Origin of the sequence: Streptomyces sp. CRCS-T-1 (assembly GCF_024442335.1) — a bacterium.
GTDB lineage: Bacteria > Actinomycetota > Actinomycetes > Streptomycetales > Streptomycetaceae > Streptomyces > Streptomyces koelreuteriae.
This window is the reverse complement of the sequence record NZ_CP101651.1, coordinates 6126602-6140585: the sequence shown is the minus strand read 5'-3', so window position 1 is coordinate 6140585 and position 13984 is coordinate 6126602. Positions and strand designations below refer to the sequence as shown.

Here is a 13984-nt window from a genome sequence, read left to right as displayed (position 1 = left end):
CTGTGCCAGATGTCCTCATGCCACCTTGATGACGACCTTGCCCGAGGTGTGCCCGTTCTCGACGACGGCGAGGGCGGCCGGGGCGTCGGAGAGCGGATGGACCGCGGTGATCACGGGTGCGAGGACTCCGTCGAGGGCCAGCCGGGCGGACCGCTCCAGATTCTCGCGGTCGACGCGGCGCTCGACGAAACGCCCACCGAGATCGGGCACGGACATGTCACCCACGGCGATGACGTCGCGGGGATCCCGGGCCAGCGGAGCGACCGTCCGCAGCGAGGCGCCTCCGACCAGGTCGACGATCCCGTCGAAGCCGTCCGGAACCAGCTCGCGTGCCGCGGCGGCGACGTCCTCGGCGGTGTAGTCGACGAACCGCACCCCGATGGCCTCGGCGTGCTCGCGTTTGGCGGTGCTCCCGATGCCGAGAACGCGCAGTTCGCGCCCGACGGCCAGCCGGGCGACGGCGAGGCCGACGCCGCCTCCGACCCCGTTGACCAGGACCGTGGCACCGGCCGGGAGGCCGAGCTGGTCGAGCACGTCCACCGCGGTCGTCCCGGCCACCGGCAGCGTCGCCGCCACGGTCGCGGACAGACCCTCAGGGATGCGTGCGGTGTTCGGCGCGGACAGCACCGTGGTCTCGGCGTAGGTGCCGCCACCGGTGAGTGCGAAGCCGAAGACCGCGTCACCCACCTCGAGCCCGTCGACGTCCTCGCCGCGGGCGAGCACGGTTCCGGCTGCCTCCATGCCCAGCACGCGGGGAAACGGACGCCCGCCGTCGAACCCGTCGAGCAGACCTGAGCGCACCATGTGGTCGAGGGGATTCACGCCGGCGACGTCGACCCGGATCAGCACCTCGCCGCGACCGGGCACGGGATCGGGACGATCGAAGAACTCCTGTACCTCGGGCCCGCCGTACCTGCCGAAACCCCACGCCTGCCCCATCTTCCGCCGCCTCCCGTGCGACCGGCCCGGTGATTCCGGGCGTTGTCGCCATCCTCACCTCTGACATCGATGTGAGGGGCAACCGGCTGAGGCGCAGATCACAGCATCAGGCCGACCGCGCCACCGGTTCCGGGGCCGTGGACAGCTCCGCCCGGTGCCGGCTGTTGGCGCTGATCAGCACGTCGAGCGCAGCCCGGGTCTCGATCAGGTGCGCGATGTCGGCGTCGATCCGGTCGCGCTCGCGCATCATCGCCGTGAACGTCTCCTCGGCGACGCCCAGGTCGTCCGGGACGTCCACACACGGCAGCACGGTCGCGATCACCCGGCTGGACATGCCCGCGTCGAACAACTGCCGGATGAGCGACACGCGCTGGACCGCGGCATCGGAATAGTGACGCTGCCCCGCGCCGGAGCGTGAGCTGGTCAGCAGGCCCTGCTCTTCGTAGTACCGCAGTGAGCGCGGACTCACGTTCGTGCGCTTGGACAGCTCGCCTATCCGCATCCGTGAGAGCCTACGCCCGCGCGTGCCCCAGGTTCAGCCGCTGTGACCGCCACTGCCGTGACCGCCCTTGTTGTGGCTGCCGCCGGGGTTCATGTGCTCGGAGCCTTCCTCCATGGTCCCGCCGAGGCTGCTCTGCAGCGCCGTGACCGTCTTCTGCTCCCCCACGGCGACCCACTTGCGGCCGACGAGGTAGTAGCCGCCGTAGTCCTTCGCGCCGTTCAGCCACTCGCGCTGGCCGCGGTCGGTGGAGAAGGTCGCGAGGACGTACTTCTCCTTGCCCTTCTTGCAGAGGGCCTGGCGGATCGTGTCGGCGTCGGTCTGCATGTTCGGCTTGCACTTGGCCTCGGCCGCGATGTGCTCCAGGCTGCCGGTCACTTCCTTCGGCACGGCCGCCTCGTCCTTGCCGCCGGATCCACAGCCTGCCAGCGCCAGTATCGCCACCGCGCCGCTCAGCGCGAGCATCGGTCGGGTCACCCTCATCTGTTCCTCCGGTCCTTGTCACGGCACGGTCCGGACGCATGCCGCACGGAGCCCCGGCAAGGGCTCTCGCCTTCGATACGGCTGCGGAGCCCGTAGCGCTCAAATTCCGCTGCCTCCGTAGGCACGCCTGTGCGAGGGTGGCACGGTGAACCAGGACTGGGAAGATCGCACCGCCGCACTGTGGGCCCGCTTCGACGACTACGCCGAGGACGAAGCGGACGAGGCGCGCTTCCGTGCCGAGGTCGACGCCCTCGTCGCCGAGCTGCCGGAGGGCAGCCCGCTCGGGCCGTTCGAGCAGGCCTGCGCCTGGGACTCCACGGGCCGCTCGGACCTGGCGGTGCCCCTGTACCAGGAGGCGCTGCGGCGCGGACTCTCCGACGTCAGTCCCTACAAGGCCCGCCGGACGAAGATCCAGCTCGCCAGCTCGCTGCGGAACGTCGGCCGGGCTCAGGAGGGCGTGGCGCTGCTGACGCCCGAGCTTCTCGCCCCGTCCGACGAACTCGACGACCCGGTGCGCGCCTGCCTCGCCCTGTGCCTGTCCAGCCTGGGGCGGGACCGCGAGGCGCTGTCGCTGGCGCTCGGCGCCCTGGCCCCGCACCTGCCCCGCTACCAGCGGTCGATGGCGAACTACGCCCGGCTGCTCGTGGAGCAGGAGCAGCCGCGGGGGTGACGCTGCGCGGTCAGGTGACCATCCGACCATTCGCTCGTTCTGCTGAACGTGCAGTCACAGGATGTCGCCCAGCGCCCCGCACCCTCCTCCCCCGCCGGCCCGGTCGTCGACGTCGAGCAGGCCGAGGCCGCGCTCGTCGAGCACTATCCGCGGCTCGTGCGGCTCGCCTATCTGGTGCTGCCGCCGGGCCTGGGCCGCAGCAGGCGCGTGGTGACCGCGCACGCCCTCACCCAGCGCGCCCTGCCCCGCAACCGCACTCCGGCACCGGTCATCCCGGCCCAGTCGACCGGCCGTGACGGCGATCCGGGCTACGCCCTGGTCCGCCTCCAGGTGCTGCGCACGGCGCTGGAGGCGGGGCTGCCGCTGCGGCGCCGGGCCTGGCCCAAGCGCTCCCAGCTGCCGCCGCTGCTGCCCCAGGTGTGGGGCCTGAAGCTGTTCCCGCGCTCCGGCGGCGCCGACGAACTCGCCCTGGACCAGCGGCTGTCCACCCTGTCGGGTCCGGCCCGGGCCGCCTACGCGCTGCGCGGCTTGGAGCGGCTCGCGGACGACGAGACGCGCGAGGTGCTCACGGCGGCGGGAGTCGCCGACGCGGACGGCGCGCTGCTGGAGGCCGGCGGGGTCCCCGCGCAGTTCGGGCTGCTCGACTCCCCCGAGTTCGACCCCTGCTCGCTCCAGGCCCGCCCCACCGACCTGATGCGGCGCCGCCAGCATCTGAAGGCCGCGCTGGCGGCCGGGGCGGCGCTGCTGGTGTGCGGGGCGCTGCTCGGTCTGCCCGGCGAGGGCTGGGGTCCCGACGGCGCCGCCGCGCCCCCGTATGCGCGCAACCCCGCCGCCCAGGCCGCCCTCGACCCGGCGAAGCTGACCCGGGTCCCCGCCGCCGCGTGGCAGAGCTCGGCGCGCACCGACTTCTCGGTGTGGCCGGCCCGCGGCGACCTCACCGGCGACTCGGCCCTGCTGCGCCGCGCCCTGGCCGTCTGGGCCCGCCCCGGCGAGGCGGTCCAGGTGTCGGCGACGCCCGGCACCCTCTCCGGCGGCCCGGCCGGACCGCCCCAGTTGCTGTACGCGGGGACGGTCGACGCCGCCCGTGTGGTGATCCTCTACGACGGTCTGCGCATCGCCCGGTACGCCGAGCCGAAGGACGGCACGCAGGGCGCCGCCCTCGACTTCGCCCGGGTCGACGGCGCCGGCCGGGCCGAGGCGGGCGCGGTGGTCCTGGGCCGGACCGACGGCAACGTCCGCTATCTGACGGCCCCCTGGGTGTCGAAGGCGGGCGAGCGGGATCTGCTGAAGCCGGGCTCCGGGGCGATGGACCTCGCCCTCACCGACGGGGTGACCGCGCCGCTGGCCAGCCCGGCCCTCAGGTCCGGTCCGTGCACGTCGTGGAACGTGCTGCAACTGGCCGACGGCGAGCGGACCCGGCTGCTGAGCGACCTCGGCGAGCTGGTCCCGGCCCGGCTCACCAGCGGCCGGCCCGGCTCACCGGGAGAGGCGTCCGGCGCGGAGGCGCTGCGCACCTGGCAGCCGTACGCCTGCTCGCTGGGCTCGGTGCGCTCGGCGGGTGTGCGGAGCGTCAACGCCTGGGCGTTCAACGAGCAGCCGCTGCCCGATGCGAGCGGGTCGGCGGCGTGGGTGTGCACGCGGGCCGAGACCTGGCGGGGCGGCGGGGCGCGGGTGCTGGCGCAGTTCCACACGCCGGGCGGGCGGTACGGGGCGGTGGCGGCGAAGGCCGAGAACGTCCCGGCGTGCGGGGCGCGTGATCCGCATGTGCTGGCCGGGGTGCTGTGGAAGTCGGAGGCGGGCACCTGGTATCTGCTGGCCGCGGGCAGCCGCCGGATCGAGTCGATCCGGGCGACGGGCGGGATCAGCGGATCGGCCCGGGGCAGTCTGCTGACCGTGCGGGGCGAGCAGGGGGCGCGGGCGGAGCTCAAGGGGACGCTGCGGGACGGGCGTTCGCTGGGCGGGCTGCGCTGACCGGGCCTTTGTCGTGACCGCGCGGTGCGCCCGGCGGAACATCGGCGATCGATCCGGTCCGTTCGAGGCTGGAATCGATCGGTAAGGTGTTCGTATGACTACCGGGGTTCGCCGCAGATTGGGAGTCGAGGAGCGGCGGCAGCAGTTGATCGGCGTCGCCCTCGAACTGTTCAGCCGCCGCTCGCCCGACGAGGTCTCCATCGACGAGATAGCGTCGGCCGCGGGCATTTCGCGGCCGTTGGTCTATCACTACTTTCCCGGCAAACTCAGCCTGTACGAGGCCGCGTTGCAGCGGGCGGCGGACGAACTCGCGGCCCGTTTCGTGGAGCCGCACGAGGGTCCGCTGGGGGCGCGGCTGCATCGCGTGATGGGCCGCTACTTCGACTTCGTGGACGAGCACGGGCCGGGTTTCTCCGCCCTCATGCGGGGTGGACCCGCGGTCGGCTCCTCGACGACCAACGCGCTCGTCGACTCCGTACGGCAGGCCGCGTATGTCCAGATCCTTTCGCACCTGGGCGTGACCGATCCGCCCGCGCGGCTGGAACTGGTCGTCCGGTCCTGGATCTCGCTCGCCGAGTCGACGGCGTTGATCTGGCTGGACGGCCGGCGCATCCCGCGGGAGGAGCTGGAGAGCCAGCTCGTGCACGACTTCGCCGCGCTGGCCTCCGTGAGCGCCGCCTACGACGAGGAGATGGGCGGCCTGCTGCGCCGTATCTTCAAGGAGGAGCCGGCCGACGGCCCGTTCGCCGATCTGGCCGGCCGGCTTCTGACGCTGGCGACCTGAGTCCGCTCAGCCCTCGAACTTCCGGTAGGAGGCGTCCAGGTCGCGCACCTCGGCGGAGGCGTGCAGCACGATTCCGTCGGCGGTCTTCAGATGGGTGCGCAGCAACTCCAGCGCGGCTTCGGTGAGCCGGGCCTTGGTGCCCTCGGTGCGGCCGGCGAGCAGCGCGATGTGGACGTGCACATGGGCGTGCCCCTCGGTGTCGGGCCCGACCACGATGTCCTCGGTGGGGCGGAACCGGCTCTTGCACGCCGTCGGCTTGGCGGCCGCGATGTCGACGGTCGCCTCGTGCAGCGCCTTGGCGAATCCGGTCCGGTCGAAGCCGTCCGCGAGGTCGGCGGAATAGTCGACGGTGATCTGCGGCATCGGTGACTCCTGGTCTGGGCGGGCAACGAGGTCACCCTAACCGGAGGGCCAGCAGGGCGATGTCGTCCTCCCGGTCGTGGCCGAAGCAGCCCAGGAGCACGTCGCAGAGGGTGTCCAGGCCGGTGGGGGCGTCGGCGGCGGCTGTGCGGAGTTGTTCCAGGGAGGTGTCCAGGGGGATGCCGCGGGTTTCGATGAGGCCGTCGGTGACCATGAGGAGACGGTCTTCGGGGGTCAGGTGGTGCTCGGTCGGCGGGGGGCGTTCCAGGCCCAGGCCGAGCAGCGGACCGGAGGCGTCGACGTACTGTGCGCCGCCCCCGTCGCGCAGGATCAGCGGCGGGATGTGACCGGCGTTGGCGATCCGCACCCGGCCGCTGCCGGGGTCGACCAGGGCGAGGCACACGGTGGCCGTGAGGTCGGGGTGGTAGCGCTGGAGCATCCGGTCGAGCCGCCCGGCCAGCACGACCGGGTCGCTCTCGTCGACGCAGTAGGCGCGCAGCGCGTGCCGTATCTCGACCATGACGGTGGCGGCGTCCAGCGAGTGCCCGACGACGTCGCCGACCGCGGTGAGCACCCCGTCGCCGGTGCGCAGGGCGGCGTAGAAGTCCCCGCCGATCTCGGTCTGCCGGGAGGCGGGCACATAGCGGACCTCGATGTCGACGCCGGGCAGGTGGGGCAGCTTGTGCGGCCGGGGCAGGAAGCTGTGCTGAAGGGTGAGGGCGACATGCCGCTCCACCTGGTACAGCAGCAGCGGTTCGGCGGCGAGCGCGGCGGCCTGGGCGAGCCGGGCGAGCAGCCCGTCGTCCGCCGGGCCGTTGATCGCCGTACGCCGTACGGGCGTGGCCAGGCACACGGCCGTACGGCCGTCCTGCGCGGTCGCCACGGTCAGCAGGGCGTCCTCCTCGACGCCCGGCCGGAAGATCCCGGCCGGCCACAGCGGTGCGGGGACGACGGCGCTGTGCACGCCCGTGCGGCCCTCCGCGAGCCGGGCGGCCAGGCGGGCCGCCGCCTGGTGCGCGCCGCTGTCCGTCGGTGCGGGGCGGCTGCGGGCCGTGCCCTGGTAGGGCTCGCCGTCGGGGGCGATCACGAACACCACGGCGGGCGAGCCGGTGAGGCGTGCGGTGCCGTCGGCGGCCGCGGTGGCGAGTTCCCGGGGGCAGCGCGCCGTCTGGACCGTGATGACGGCCTCTGACAGCAGGGTCAGCCGGTGGACGACCGTCTCGGCGCCCGTGCTGCGGCGCGCTCCGCGCACGGCGGCCCGGACGACGGCCTGGATCTCCTGCGGTTCGGCGGGCACGGTCAGATAGGCGTCGCCGCCCGCGTCCAGTCCCCGGCACCGGTCCCCGGGCGCGGTCCGGGCGGCGGAGAAGTGCACGACGGGCAGCGCGGCCATGGGCGGCCGGGCCCGCAGCCTGCGGCACACTTCGAAGCCGCTCATGTCCGGCAGACCCACGTCGACGAGGGCCACGTCGGGCAGGGTGCCGTCGCGCAGCCGGACGTCGAGTTCGACGAGTGCCTCGCCGCCGCTGGCGACGGGCACGACCCGGTGGCCGGCCCGGCTGAGCACCGCGCCCATGGCGTACCGGCTGGCCGCGACGTCGTCCACGACCAGCACGGTGGTGCCGGGGGTGTGCTGTGTGCCGTTGCCGTCCATCTCGAGGAGCACCTCGGGCCGTACCTGGGTGGGGCGGGCCGCCGGTCGCGGCCCGCACCGCCCAACGTAGTGCGCTACTCGGCGGCCCGGGTGAAGACGGCGACCGTGCGCCCCGGAACGGCGAACGTGCCCGATTCAGCCGCGTAGGCGGACGACTTGACGGTAGGGTCCGCCCCCGCCGCCTGCACCGGGTGCAGCCGGTAGCCGGTTCCGGCGAGCGCGGTGACCCGCTGTTCCCGCCGCTCGGGTGTGGCGTTGAAGACGACGACGAGATCACCGAGCCGCATGGTGATCACGCCGGGCGTCTCCTCCTTGCCGGACAGCGGGAAGGAGAGCTTCGACTGCACCTGGCCGGCCGTGGCAAGGGAGAACGCCGGCTCCGTGGAACGGATCCTCAGCAGGTCCCGGTACGCGGCCGAGGTGCCCTCGATCTGCTCGCAGCCGACCTTGACCGAGCTCAACAGGGGCTTGCCGTAGGGCCACTTGTCCTTGTTGTCGGCCGCCATGGGCAGGCCGCGGCCGAAGCCGTTGCCGTCGGCGCAGTTCCAGTGGACGGCGTTGAACCAGTCGCCGCTGTCGTAGGAGTTGCGGTCCAGGGACTTGGAGCGCAGCAGGTCGGTGCCCGCCTGGGAGAGGGCCGGGCCCTGGGAGAGGGTGGCCGTCGCCATGGCGAGGACCTGCATCCGGGCCCGGTCGGACGCGCTCGTCGTCGCGGGCAGTTTGAAGGCGAGGGCGTCGAAGAGCGACTCGTTGTCGTGCGCGTCGGCGTAGGCGAGGGCGTCTCCGGGGGCGGCGGCGTATCCGGCGGGTTGGCCGTTGTAGTCGACGTCGGCGCCGGTGACCTCCTTGCCGTCGGTGTCGGTGAACCGGTAGCCGGCGAGGTTGCCGGAGAGGCCGACCTTGATGAGGTCCTGGTAGTGCAGCAGACGGGCCTTCTGCTCGGCCGGGGTGCCGTTGTGCTGCGAGGAGTTGGGGTCGGTGTACAGGCCGGACGCGAAGCCCTGCACGCCGGGATCCTCGTCGAAGGGGCCGCCGCCGCGTACGGCGTCACGGGCGCGGTCGGAGAAGGTGGCGATGCCGGTTCCGGCCATGTTCTTCTGCGTGGCCTGCTCGAACCGGGCGTCGTCGGCGATCTCGCCGAAGTTCCAGCCCTCGCCGTAGAGGATGATCTTCTTGCCGTCGACGCCGTCCTTGGCGAGGGTGAGCGCGTCGAGGGCCCCCCGGACCGCGAGGATGTTGGCCTTCGGGTGGTGGCCCATCAGGTCGAAGCGGAAGCCGTCGACCTTGTACTGCTTGGCCCAGGTGACGATCGAGTCGACGACGAGCTTGCCCATCATGGCGTTCTCGGTGGCCGTGTTGGCGCAGCAGGTGCTGTTCGCGACCGAGCCGTCGGCGAGGAGCCGCTGGTAGTAGCCGGGCACGATCCGGTCGAGGACGCTCGTCCGCTCCTGGCCGCTCGCCGCGGTGTGGTTGTAGACGACGTCCATGACGACCCGCAGTCCGTCCTCGTTCAGCGCCTTCACCATCTCGCGGAACTGGACCGTGCGGGCCGTGCCGTCCGGGTCGGTGGCGTAGGAGCCCTCGGGGACCGTGTAGTGGTACGGGTCGTAGCCCCAGTTGTAGGCGTCCTTCGCGGCGATCTTCCCGACGCACTCCTGCTGCTTGTCGGAGTCGGCCGGGTAGGAGGCGAGGTCGCAGTCGACGCCCGCCTGGTCGGCCTTCTTCTCCGGGATGGTGGCGATGTCGAAGGCGGGCAGCAGATGCACGTACGAGGTGCCCGCCTTCGCCAGCTCGCGCAGATGCTTCGGGCCGTCGCTGTCCTGGTCGGTGAAGGCGAGGTAGCTGCCGGGGTGCTTCGCCGTGCGGTCCTCGACGGAGAAGTCCCGGATGTGCAGCTCCTGGATCTGGGCGTCCCTCAGCGGTACGGCCTCGGGCTTCTTCAGGGACTTCCAGCCACGCGGGGCGAGCGATCCGTCGCCCAGGTCGACGACGAGGCTGCGCTCCGAGTCGGCGGTGAGGGCCAGGGAGTAGGGGTCGGTGACCTTGTTGGTGACGACCTCGCGGACGCTGGGGGCCCAGACCTTCACGACGTACCGGTAGGGCTTGCCCTTCCAGGACTTCGGGCCGGTGGCGGACCAGACGCCGGTGGTGGCGTCGCGCCGCATCGGGACGGTGGAGTCGCCGATCTCCAGGGACACCCGCTGTGCGGTCGGCGCCCAGACGGACAGCGTGGGGCGGCCGTGGGAGAACGTCGGGCCCAGGTCGGCCTTCGTGGCGTCGTAGAGGTCGTCGAGGACACCGGCGAGCTGGACGCCGGTCGCCGCGAGCACGGCGCCGTTCGCGGCGTGCTGCGTGGCGACGACCTGGCCGCGCAGGGCCTCGCGCACCCGGTCGCGGTCGCGCGGGTCGACGGTCCAGGCGTCGTACGCCTTCAGGTGCGGGAACCTGGCCTTCTGGGCGTCGGTGAGCTCGGTCTTCGCCAGGCGCAGCCGCTTGGCGTCACCGGTGAGGGCACCCTCCTTCACCGCGATCGAGCCGTCGCGGGCGTAGAGCAGCTGGGTGGAGGCGGCCGCGTCGGAGCCGTTCCAGGCGAGGGTGTTCCGGTCGATCCAGACCGCCTTGGACGTGGTCAGGTCGAGCGCGGCGGCGGCGCCCACCGGCTGCGGAAGCAGGTACTTCTCCTGGCCGCTCAACAGCCACACCTCGTGGCCGTTCGCCTTGAGGTCGAGCGACTGGTCGGACGGCAGGTCCTTCTCGTCGCCCTTGTGGAGGATGTAGCTGAGGCTGGTGGCACCGTCGGTGAGCGGTACCTCGAAGACCGCACCATAGGTATCAGTCTTGACCGGCTTGAGGGGGTTCGACCAGTCGGTGGGGTTCGCGGCGCCGGTCCAGACGTGCAGGCCCCAGCCGTCGTACTTCCCGTCGGCCCGGTGGTAGTGCAGGACGGCCTTGGTCTTGTCCGGGGCCGGGTAGTCGGCGGCCGGCTTCTCCGTGCGGACGGTCTCCTTGCCCTGCTCGATCCAGACCTCGCCGGTCTTGGTGACGTCGATCGCGCGGTCGGCGGAGACGTCCTTGTCGCCGTCCTTGTCGATGACCAGGAAGTTGACGTTCGAGGCGCCGGGCTTGAGCTTGACGTAGGCGAAGGCTCCGTAGGCGTCCCGGCCGGTGAAGGGGTGGCTCTCGGGCCAGGGCGTGGCCTCGCCGTCGGCGAGGTCGCCCCAGGCGTACAGGCCCCAGTCGGCGTAGTTCCCGTCGGCGCGCTTGTAGTGGACGATCGCGTAGTCGCGGGAGGAGGCGCCGGGCGGCTCCTCGACGGGCGGGGTGCCGGTGGTGGAGGATGCCAGGGCGCTCGCGGTACGCCCGCCCGAGTCGACCACGACGGCCTTGTAGCGCAGGGCCGTGCCGGGCGGTACGTCCTCGGCGATCGTGTGGGTGACCTTGTAGGGGGCGTGGTCGGCGGAGCCGAGGGTCCGCCATGTGCCGTTGCCGGTCTGCGCCGCGAAGACGACCCGGTTCAGCTGTCCCCCGTCGACGTCGGCGGACAGTTCCACGGTGCCCGTGGCGCCCGCGGCCGGGGCCTTCAGGGTGATCGTCGGCTTCGTGACCGGCTCGGCGAGCTTGCCGGCCGCCTTGAGGACGATCGCCGAGCCGGCCGGGACGGTGACGGTGAGCTTCTTGTCGCCGTCGCTCTTCAGGGCGGCTTCCGTGCCGTAGACGCCCTTGAAGGCCATGCCCGGCGAGCCGGTGGCGAAGGTCGCGGTCTTCTTCTCGGCCGCGTTGTTGAAGGCGACGACGTACTCGGTGCCCCGCTTCGCGTCCGTGCGGGAGAAGGCGTACACCCCCGGGCCGTCGGCCGCGTACCGCTCCTGCTGGACGCCGTCGGCGAGAGCGGGATGGGCCTTGCGGAGCTTGGCGAGAGCGCTGATCTGGCGGTAGAGCGGTGCCTTCGTGTCGTAGGCGTCCTCGGCGTGGGTGCGGTCGGTGCCGATCCGGTCGTCGTCGAGGTAGTCGGCGGTGCGCGAGGCGAACATGCTCTGCCGGGCGTCCTTGTCGCCGCCCGCGCCCGTGAAGCCCTGCTCGTCGCCGTAGTAGACGACGGGGTTGCCTCGGCTGAGGAACATCAGCTCGTTGGCGAGCCGGTCCTTGGCGAGGATCCGGTCGTCGGTGGCCTTGGGGTCGTCCTGCTTGAGGAAGGTCCCGATCCGGCCCATGTCGTGGTTGCCGAGGAAGGTGACCTGCTCGTACGCGTTGGCCTTGCCGGTCGTGTACAGGTAGTCGTCGCCGAAGACGCCCGCGAGCTGCTGCGCGCTGCCGCCCTGGGAGGCGTACTGGCGGGCCGCCTCCTGGAAGGGGAAGTCCAGCGTGGCGTCGAGCCGCCCCTGGGTGACGTACGGGGAGGTGACGGCGGTGTCGGCCGAGTACACCTCGCCGAACATGAAGAAGTCGTCGCGCCCCTGCCGTGCCGCGTAGGCGTCGAGGGCGGTGGCCCACTGCGTCCAGAACTCCATGTTGACGTGCTTCACGGTGTCGATCCGGAAGCCGTCGACGTCGAAGTCCCGCACCCAGCGCTGGTAGATCCTCTCCATGCCCCGGACGACCTCGGGCCGCTCGGTCCACAGGTCGTCGAGGCCGCCGAAGTCGCCGTGCTCGGAGCTCTCACCGGCGAAGGTGGAGTCGCCGCGGTTGTGGTACATCGTCGGGTCGTTGAGCCACGACGGGACCTTGACGTTCTTCTTGGCGGCCGGGACGGTCGGCGTCCTGGGGAAGGAACCGGCGTCGACCGGCGGGAACTTCTTCTTGCCGTCCGCGTAGTCGGTGTCGTCGAAGGGCTTGCCGTCCTTGGTCAAGTACGGGAAGGCGCCCTTGGAGAGGTAGTCGTACGACTTCTCCTCATAGTCGACGACATCGGCCGTGTGGTTGGTGATGACGTCGAAGAAGACCTTCATGCCCTTGGCGTGGGCCTTGTCGATGAGGGTCTCGAGGTCCTTGTTGGTGCCGAAGTGCGGGTCGACCTGGGTGAAGTCGGTGATCCAGTAACCGTGGTAACCGGCCGACGCGTTCGCCCCCGTGCCCTGCACCGGCTGGTTCTTGAAGATCGGGGCCATCCACAGGGCGGTGGTGCCGAGGCCCTTGATGTAGTCGAGCCTCTTGGTCAGGCCCTTGAGGTCGCCGCCCTGGTAGAAGCCCTTGTCGGTGGGGTCGTAGCCGGTGGCGAGGCGGGAGCCGGTCAGGCCGCCCTTGTCGTTGCGCGGGTCGCCATTGGCGAAACGGTCCGGCAGGACGAAGTAGAACTGCTCACGGGTGGCGTCGTGACGGGCGGGCTCGGCGGCGAGCTTCGCGTCGGACGGAGGCGCCGGCGGGGTGGCCGCTCCGGCGGCGAGAGGCTGGACGAGTGCTGCGGCCAGCGCGGTGGCGGTGACCGCGGCGACCCGTCCGGCACGGGAGGTTCGGCGCCTTGAGGGCGCACGCCATCTCGGTATCACTGACGTGGACTCCTTGCGATTGCGGCTCTCACGGGTCCGACCCCGCGCGACCGTATCGCCGCCGAAACGCTTACAGCAAGAGCCCTGAAACCATCGGAAAGAACTTTCAACAAGTGGAGTTGGTCTGCGTCAGCAGCCCCAGCCGCCATGGGAGCGTGTTGTAGGGGCCGCTCGCCGAGGGGTTCAGGCCCTGGTAGAGGTACTGGAGCCGGCAGGGATTGACCGTGAGGGTCTGGTCGTTGGTGTGGCGGACCATCTCGCCGTGGCTGATGTCCTGGCTCCAGGGCGTGCCGCTGAAGGTGACGTTGTTGGAGCGCGCGAAGGGGTTGGACTCGGTGTCGGCCAGCGGGGTCCAGCTCCCGGCGATGCTGCCGGACGTCCAGGAGCGGAAGTACCGCTTGCCGTTGCCGCCGATCGCCTCGTTGAGCAGCAGATAGGTGTTGGAGTCCTTGAGCTTGTAGACGTTGGCGGCTTCCCAGAGGCGGTACTTGTTGGAGTCCTGGAGCGCGATGACGGTGTTGGTGAAGCCGTTCGGGAAGGCGGCCAGGCTGGTCTCCGAGCGGTACAGGTGGCCGTTGTCGTCGGAGGAGAACAGATAGCACTTGGCGCTGTCGCAGACGTTCCAGAAGTCGACCCAGTAGCCGCTGCCGATGTTGTCCTTGATGATCTGCGGCATGCCGTTCGCGTAGAACTTCTTCGGCGCGGTCCAGGACTTGGGGTTGGCGATGTCCGCCGTCGTCGAGTAGGCCGCGTTGTCGCCGGTCTGGTAGACGAGGTACCAGAGCTTCTGCGGCGCGAAATAGAACACCTGCGGGGCCGCCTTGTACCCGGCGCCGATCGCCGTCTGGTCCAGGTAGTGGTGCTGCGCGGAGGCGGCCTCCTGCCAGCTGGCGAAGTTCAGATACACCATGTTGTAGGCGCCGCTGGTGCTGGCGGTGCTGGCGAACACGTGCCAACGGCCGTTGTGGTACACCACCGACGGGTCCTTGATGGCGCTGAGCTGGTGGGTCGCGTCCGACTTCGGGGAGATCAGCACATTGCTGGAACTCCACTTGAAGCTGCCGGGCAGGGCCGCCGCCCGCGCTTGCGAGGACGCGGTGGACGGCGCCACCAGGGCACCCAGCAACAGGGCCAGGCCTCC

9 protein-coding genes and 1 pseudogene are annotated in these 13984 nt (G+C 71.4%); 3 read left to right on the top strand and 7 right to left on the bottom strand.

Going from position 1 to position 13984, the window contains the following annotated elements; translation table 11 throughout:
• Window positions 1-15: 15 nt before the first annotated feature.
• From NNW99_RS27785 to NNW99_RS27775, 3 genes are all read right to left on the bottom strand, one after another.
• Window positions 16-939, bottom strand: a complete 924-nt coding sequence (locus tag NNW99_RS27785; RefSeq protein WP_215121900.1) for an NADP-dependent oxidoreductase — start codon at window positions 937-939, stop codon at window positions 16-18.
• Window positions 940-1045: 106 nt separating this feature from the next.
• Window positions 1046-1441, bottom strand: coding sequence for a MerR family transcriptional regulator (locus tag NNW99_RS27780; RefSeq protein WP_215121899.1), 396 nt, complete (start codon window positions 1439-1441; stop codon window positions 1046-1048).
• Between the two features lie 33 nt (window positions 1442-1474).
• Complete coding sequence (locus tag NNW99_RS27775) at window positions 1475-1921, bottom strand: hypothetical protein (RefSeq protein WP_215121898.1); 447 nt, start codon at window positions 1919-1921, stop codon at window positions 1475-1477.
• A 145-nt stretch (window positions 1922-2066) separates the two neighbouring features.
• Between NNW99_RS27775 and NNW99_RS27770 the strand changes: the two genes are divergently transcribed.
• The 3 genes from NNW99_RS27770 to NNW99_RS27760 all read left to right on the top strand — a co-directional run bounded on the left by NNW99_RS27770 (window position 2067) and on the right by NNW99_RS27760 (window position 5346).
• Window positions 2067-2591, top strand: coding sequence for a tetratricopeptide repeat protein (locus tag NNW99_RS27770; RefSeq protein ID WP_215121897.1), 525 nt, complete (start codon window positions 2067-2069; stop codon window positions 2589-2591).
• 48 nt (window positions 2592-2639) lie between these two features.
• Window positions 2640-4562: a hypothetical protein gene (locus tag NNW99_RS27765; RefSeq protein ID WP_215121896.1), complete on the top strand. Its 1923-nt coding sequence runs from the start codon at window positions 2640-2642 to the stop codon at window positions 4560-4562.
• A 94-nt stretch (window positions 4563-4656) separates the two neighbouring features.
• Complete coding sequence (locus tag NNW99_RS27760) at window positions 4657-5346, top strand: TetR/AcrR family transcriptional regulator (RefSeq protein ID WP_215121895.1); 690 nt, start codon at window positions 4657-4659, stop codon at window positions 5344-5346.
• Window positions 5347-5352: 6 nt separating this feature from the next.
• Here NNW99_RS27760 and NNW99_RS27755 read toward each other — a convergent pair whose 3' ends face one another.
• The 4 genes and pseudogenes from NNW99_RS27755 to NNW99_RS27740 form a co-directional block, all read right to left on the bottom strand.
• Complete coding sequence (locus tag NNW99_RS27755; protein WP_215121894.1) at window positions 5353-5709, bottom strand: 5-carboxymethyl-2-hydroxymuconate Delta-isomerase; 357 nt, start codon at window positions 5707-5709, stop codon at window positions 5353-5355.
• 31 nt (window positions 5710-5740) lie between these two features.
• On the bottom strand, window positions 5741-7360 hold the full coding sequence (locus NNW99_RS27750) for a fused response regulator/phosphatase (protein ID WP_215124490.1): 1620 nt from the start codon (window positions 7358-7360) through the stop codon (window positions 5741-5743).
• A gap of 74 nt (window positions 7361-7434) precedes the next feature.
• Window positions 7435-12843: a pullulanase-type alpha-1,6-glucosidase gene (gene pulA / locus NNW99_RS27745; protein WP_215121893.1), complete on the bottom strand. Its 5409-nt coding sequence runs from the start codon at window positions 12841-12843 to the stop codon at window positions 7435-7437.
• Window positions 12844-12949: 106 nt separating this feature from the next.
• Window positions 12950-13924: pseudogene (locus tag NNW99_RS27740) on the bottom strand (non-reducing end alpha-L-arabinofuranosidase family hydrolase); the annotation flags it as partial.
• Window positions 13925-13984: the final 60 nt, after the last annotated feature.

Coding starts and splice junctions, on each gene's coding strand:
- NNW99_RS27785 (WP_215121900.1), bottom strand. CDS start 939: ATGGGGCAGGCGTGGGGTTTCGGCAGGTACGGCGGGCCCGAGGTACAG.
- NNW99_RS27780 (WP_215121899.1), bottom strand. CDS start 1,441: ATGCGGATAGGCGAGCTGTCCAAGCGCACGAACGTGAGTCCGCGCTCA.
- NNW99_RS27775 (WP_215121898.1), bottom strand. CDS start 1,921: ATGAGGGTGACCCGACCGATGCTCGCGCTGAGCGGCGCGGTGGCGATA.
- NNW99_RS27760 (WP_215121895.1), top strand. CDS start 4,657: ATGACTACCGGGGTTCGCCGCAGATTGGGAGTCGAGGAGCGGCGGCAG.
- NNW99_RS27755 (WP_215121894.1), bottom strand. CDS start 5,709: ATGCCGCAGATCACCGTCGACTATTCCGCCGACCTCGCGGACGGCTTC.
- NNW99_RS27750 (WP_215124490.1), bottom strand. CDS start 7,360: ATGGACGGCAACGGCACACAGCACACCCCCGGCACCACCGTGCTGGTC.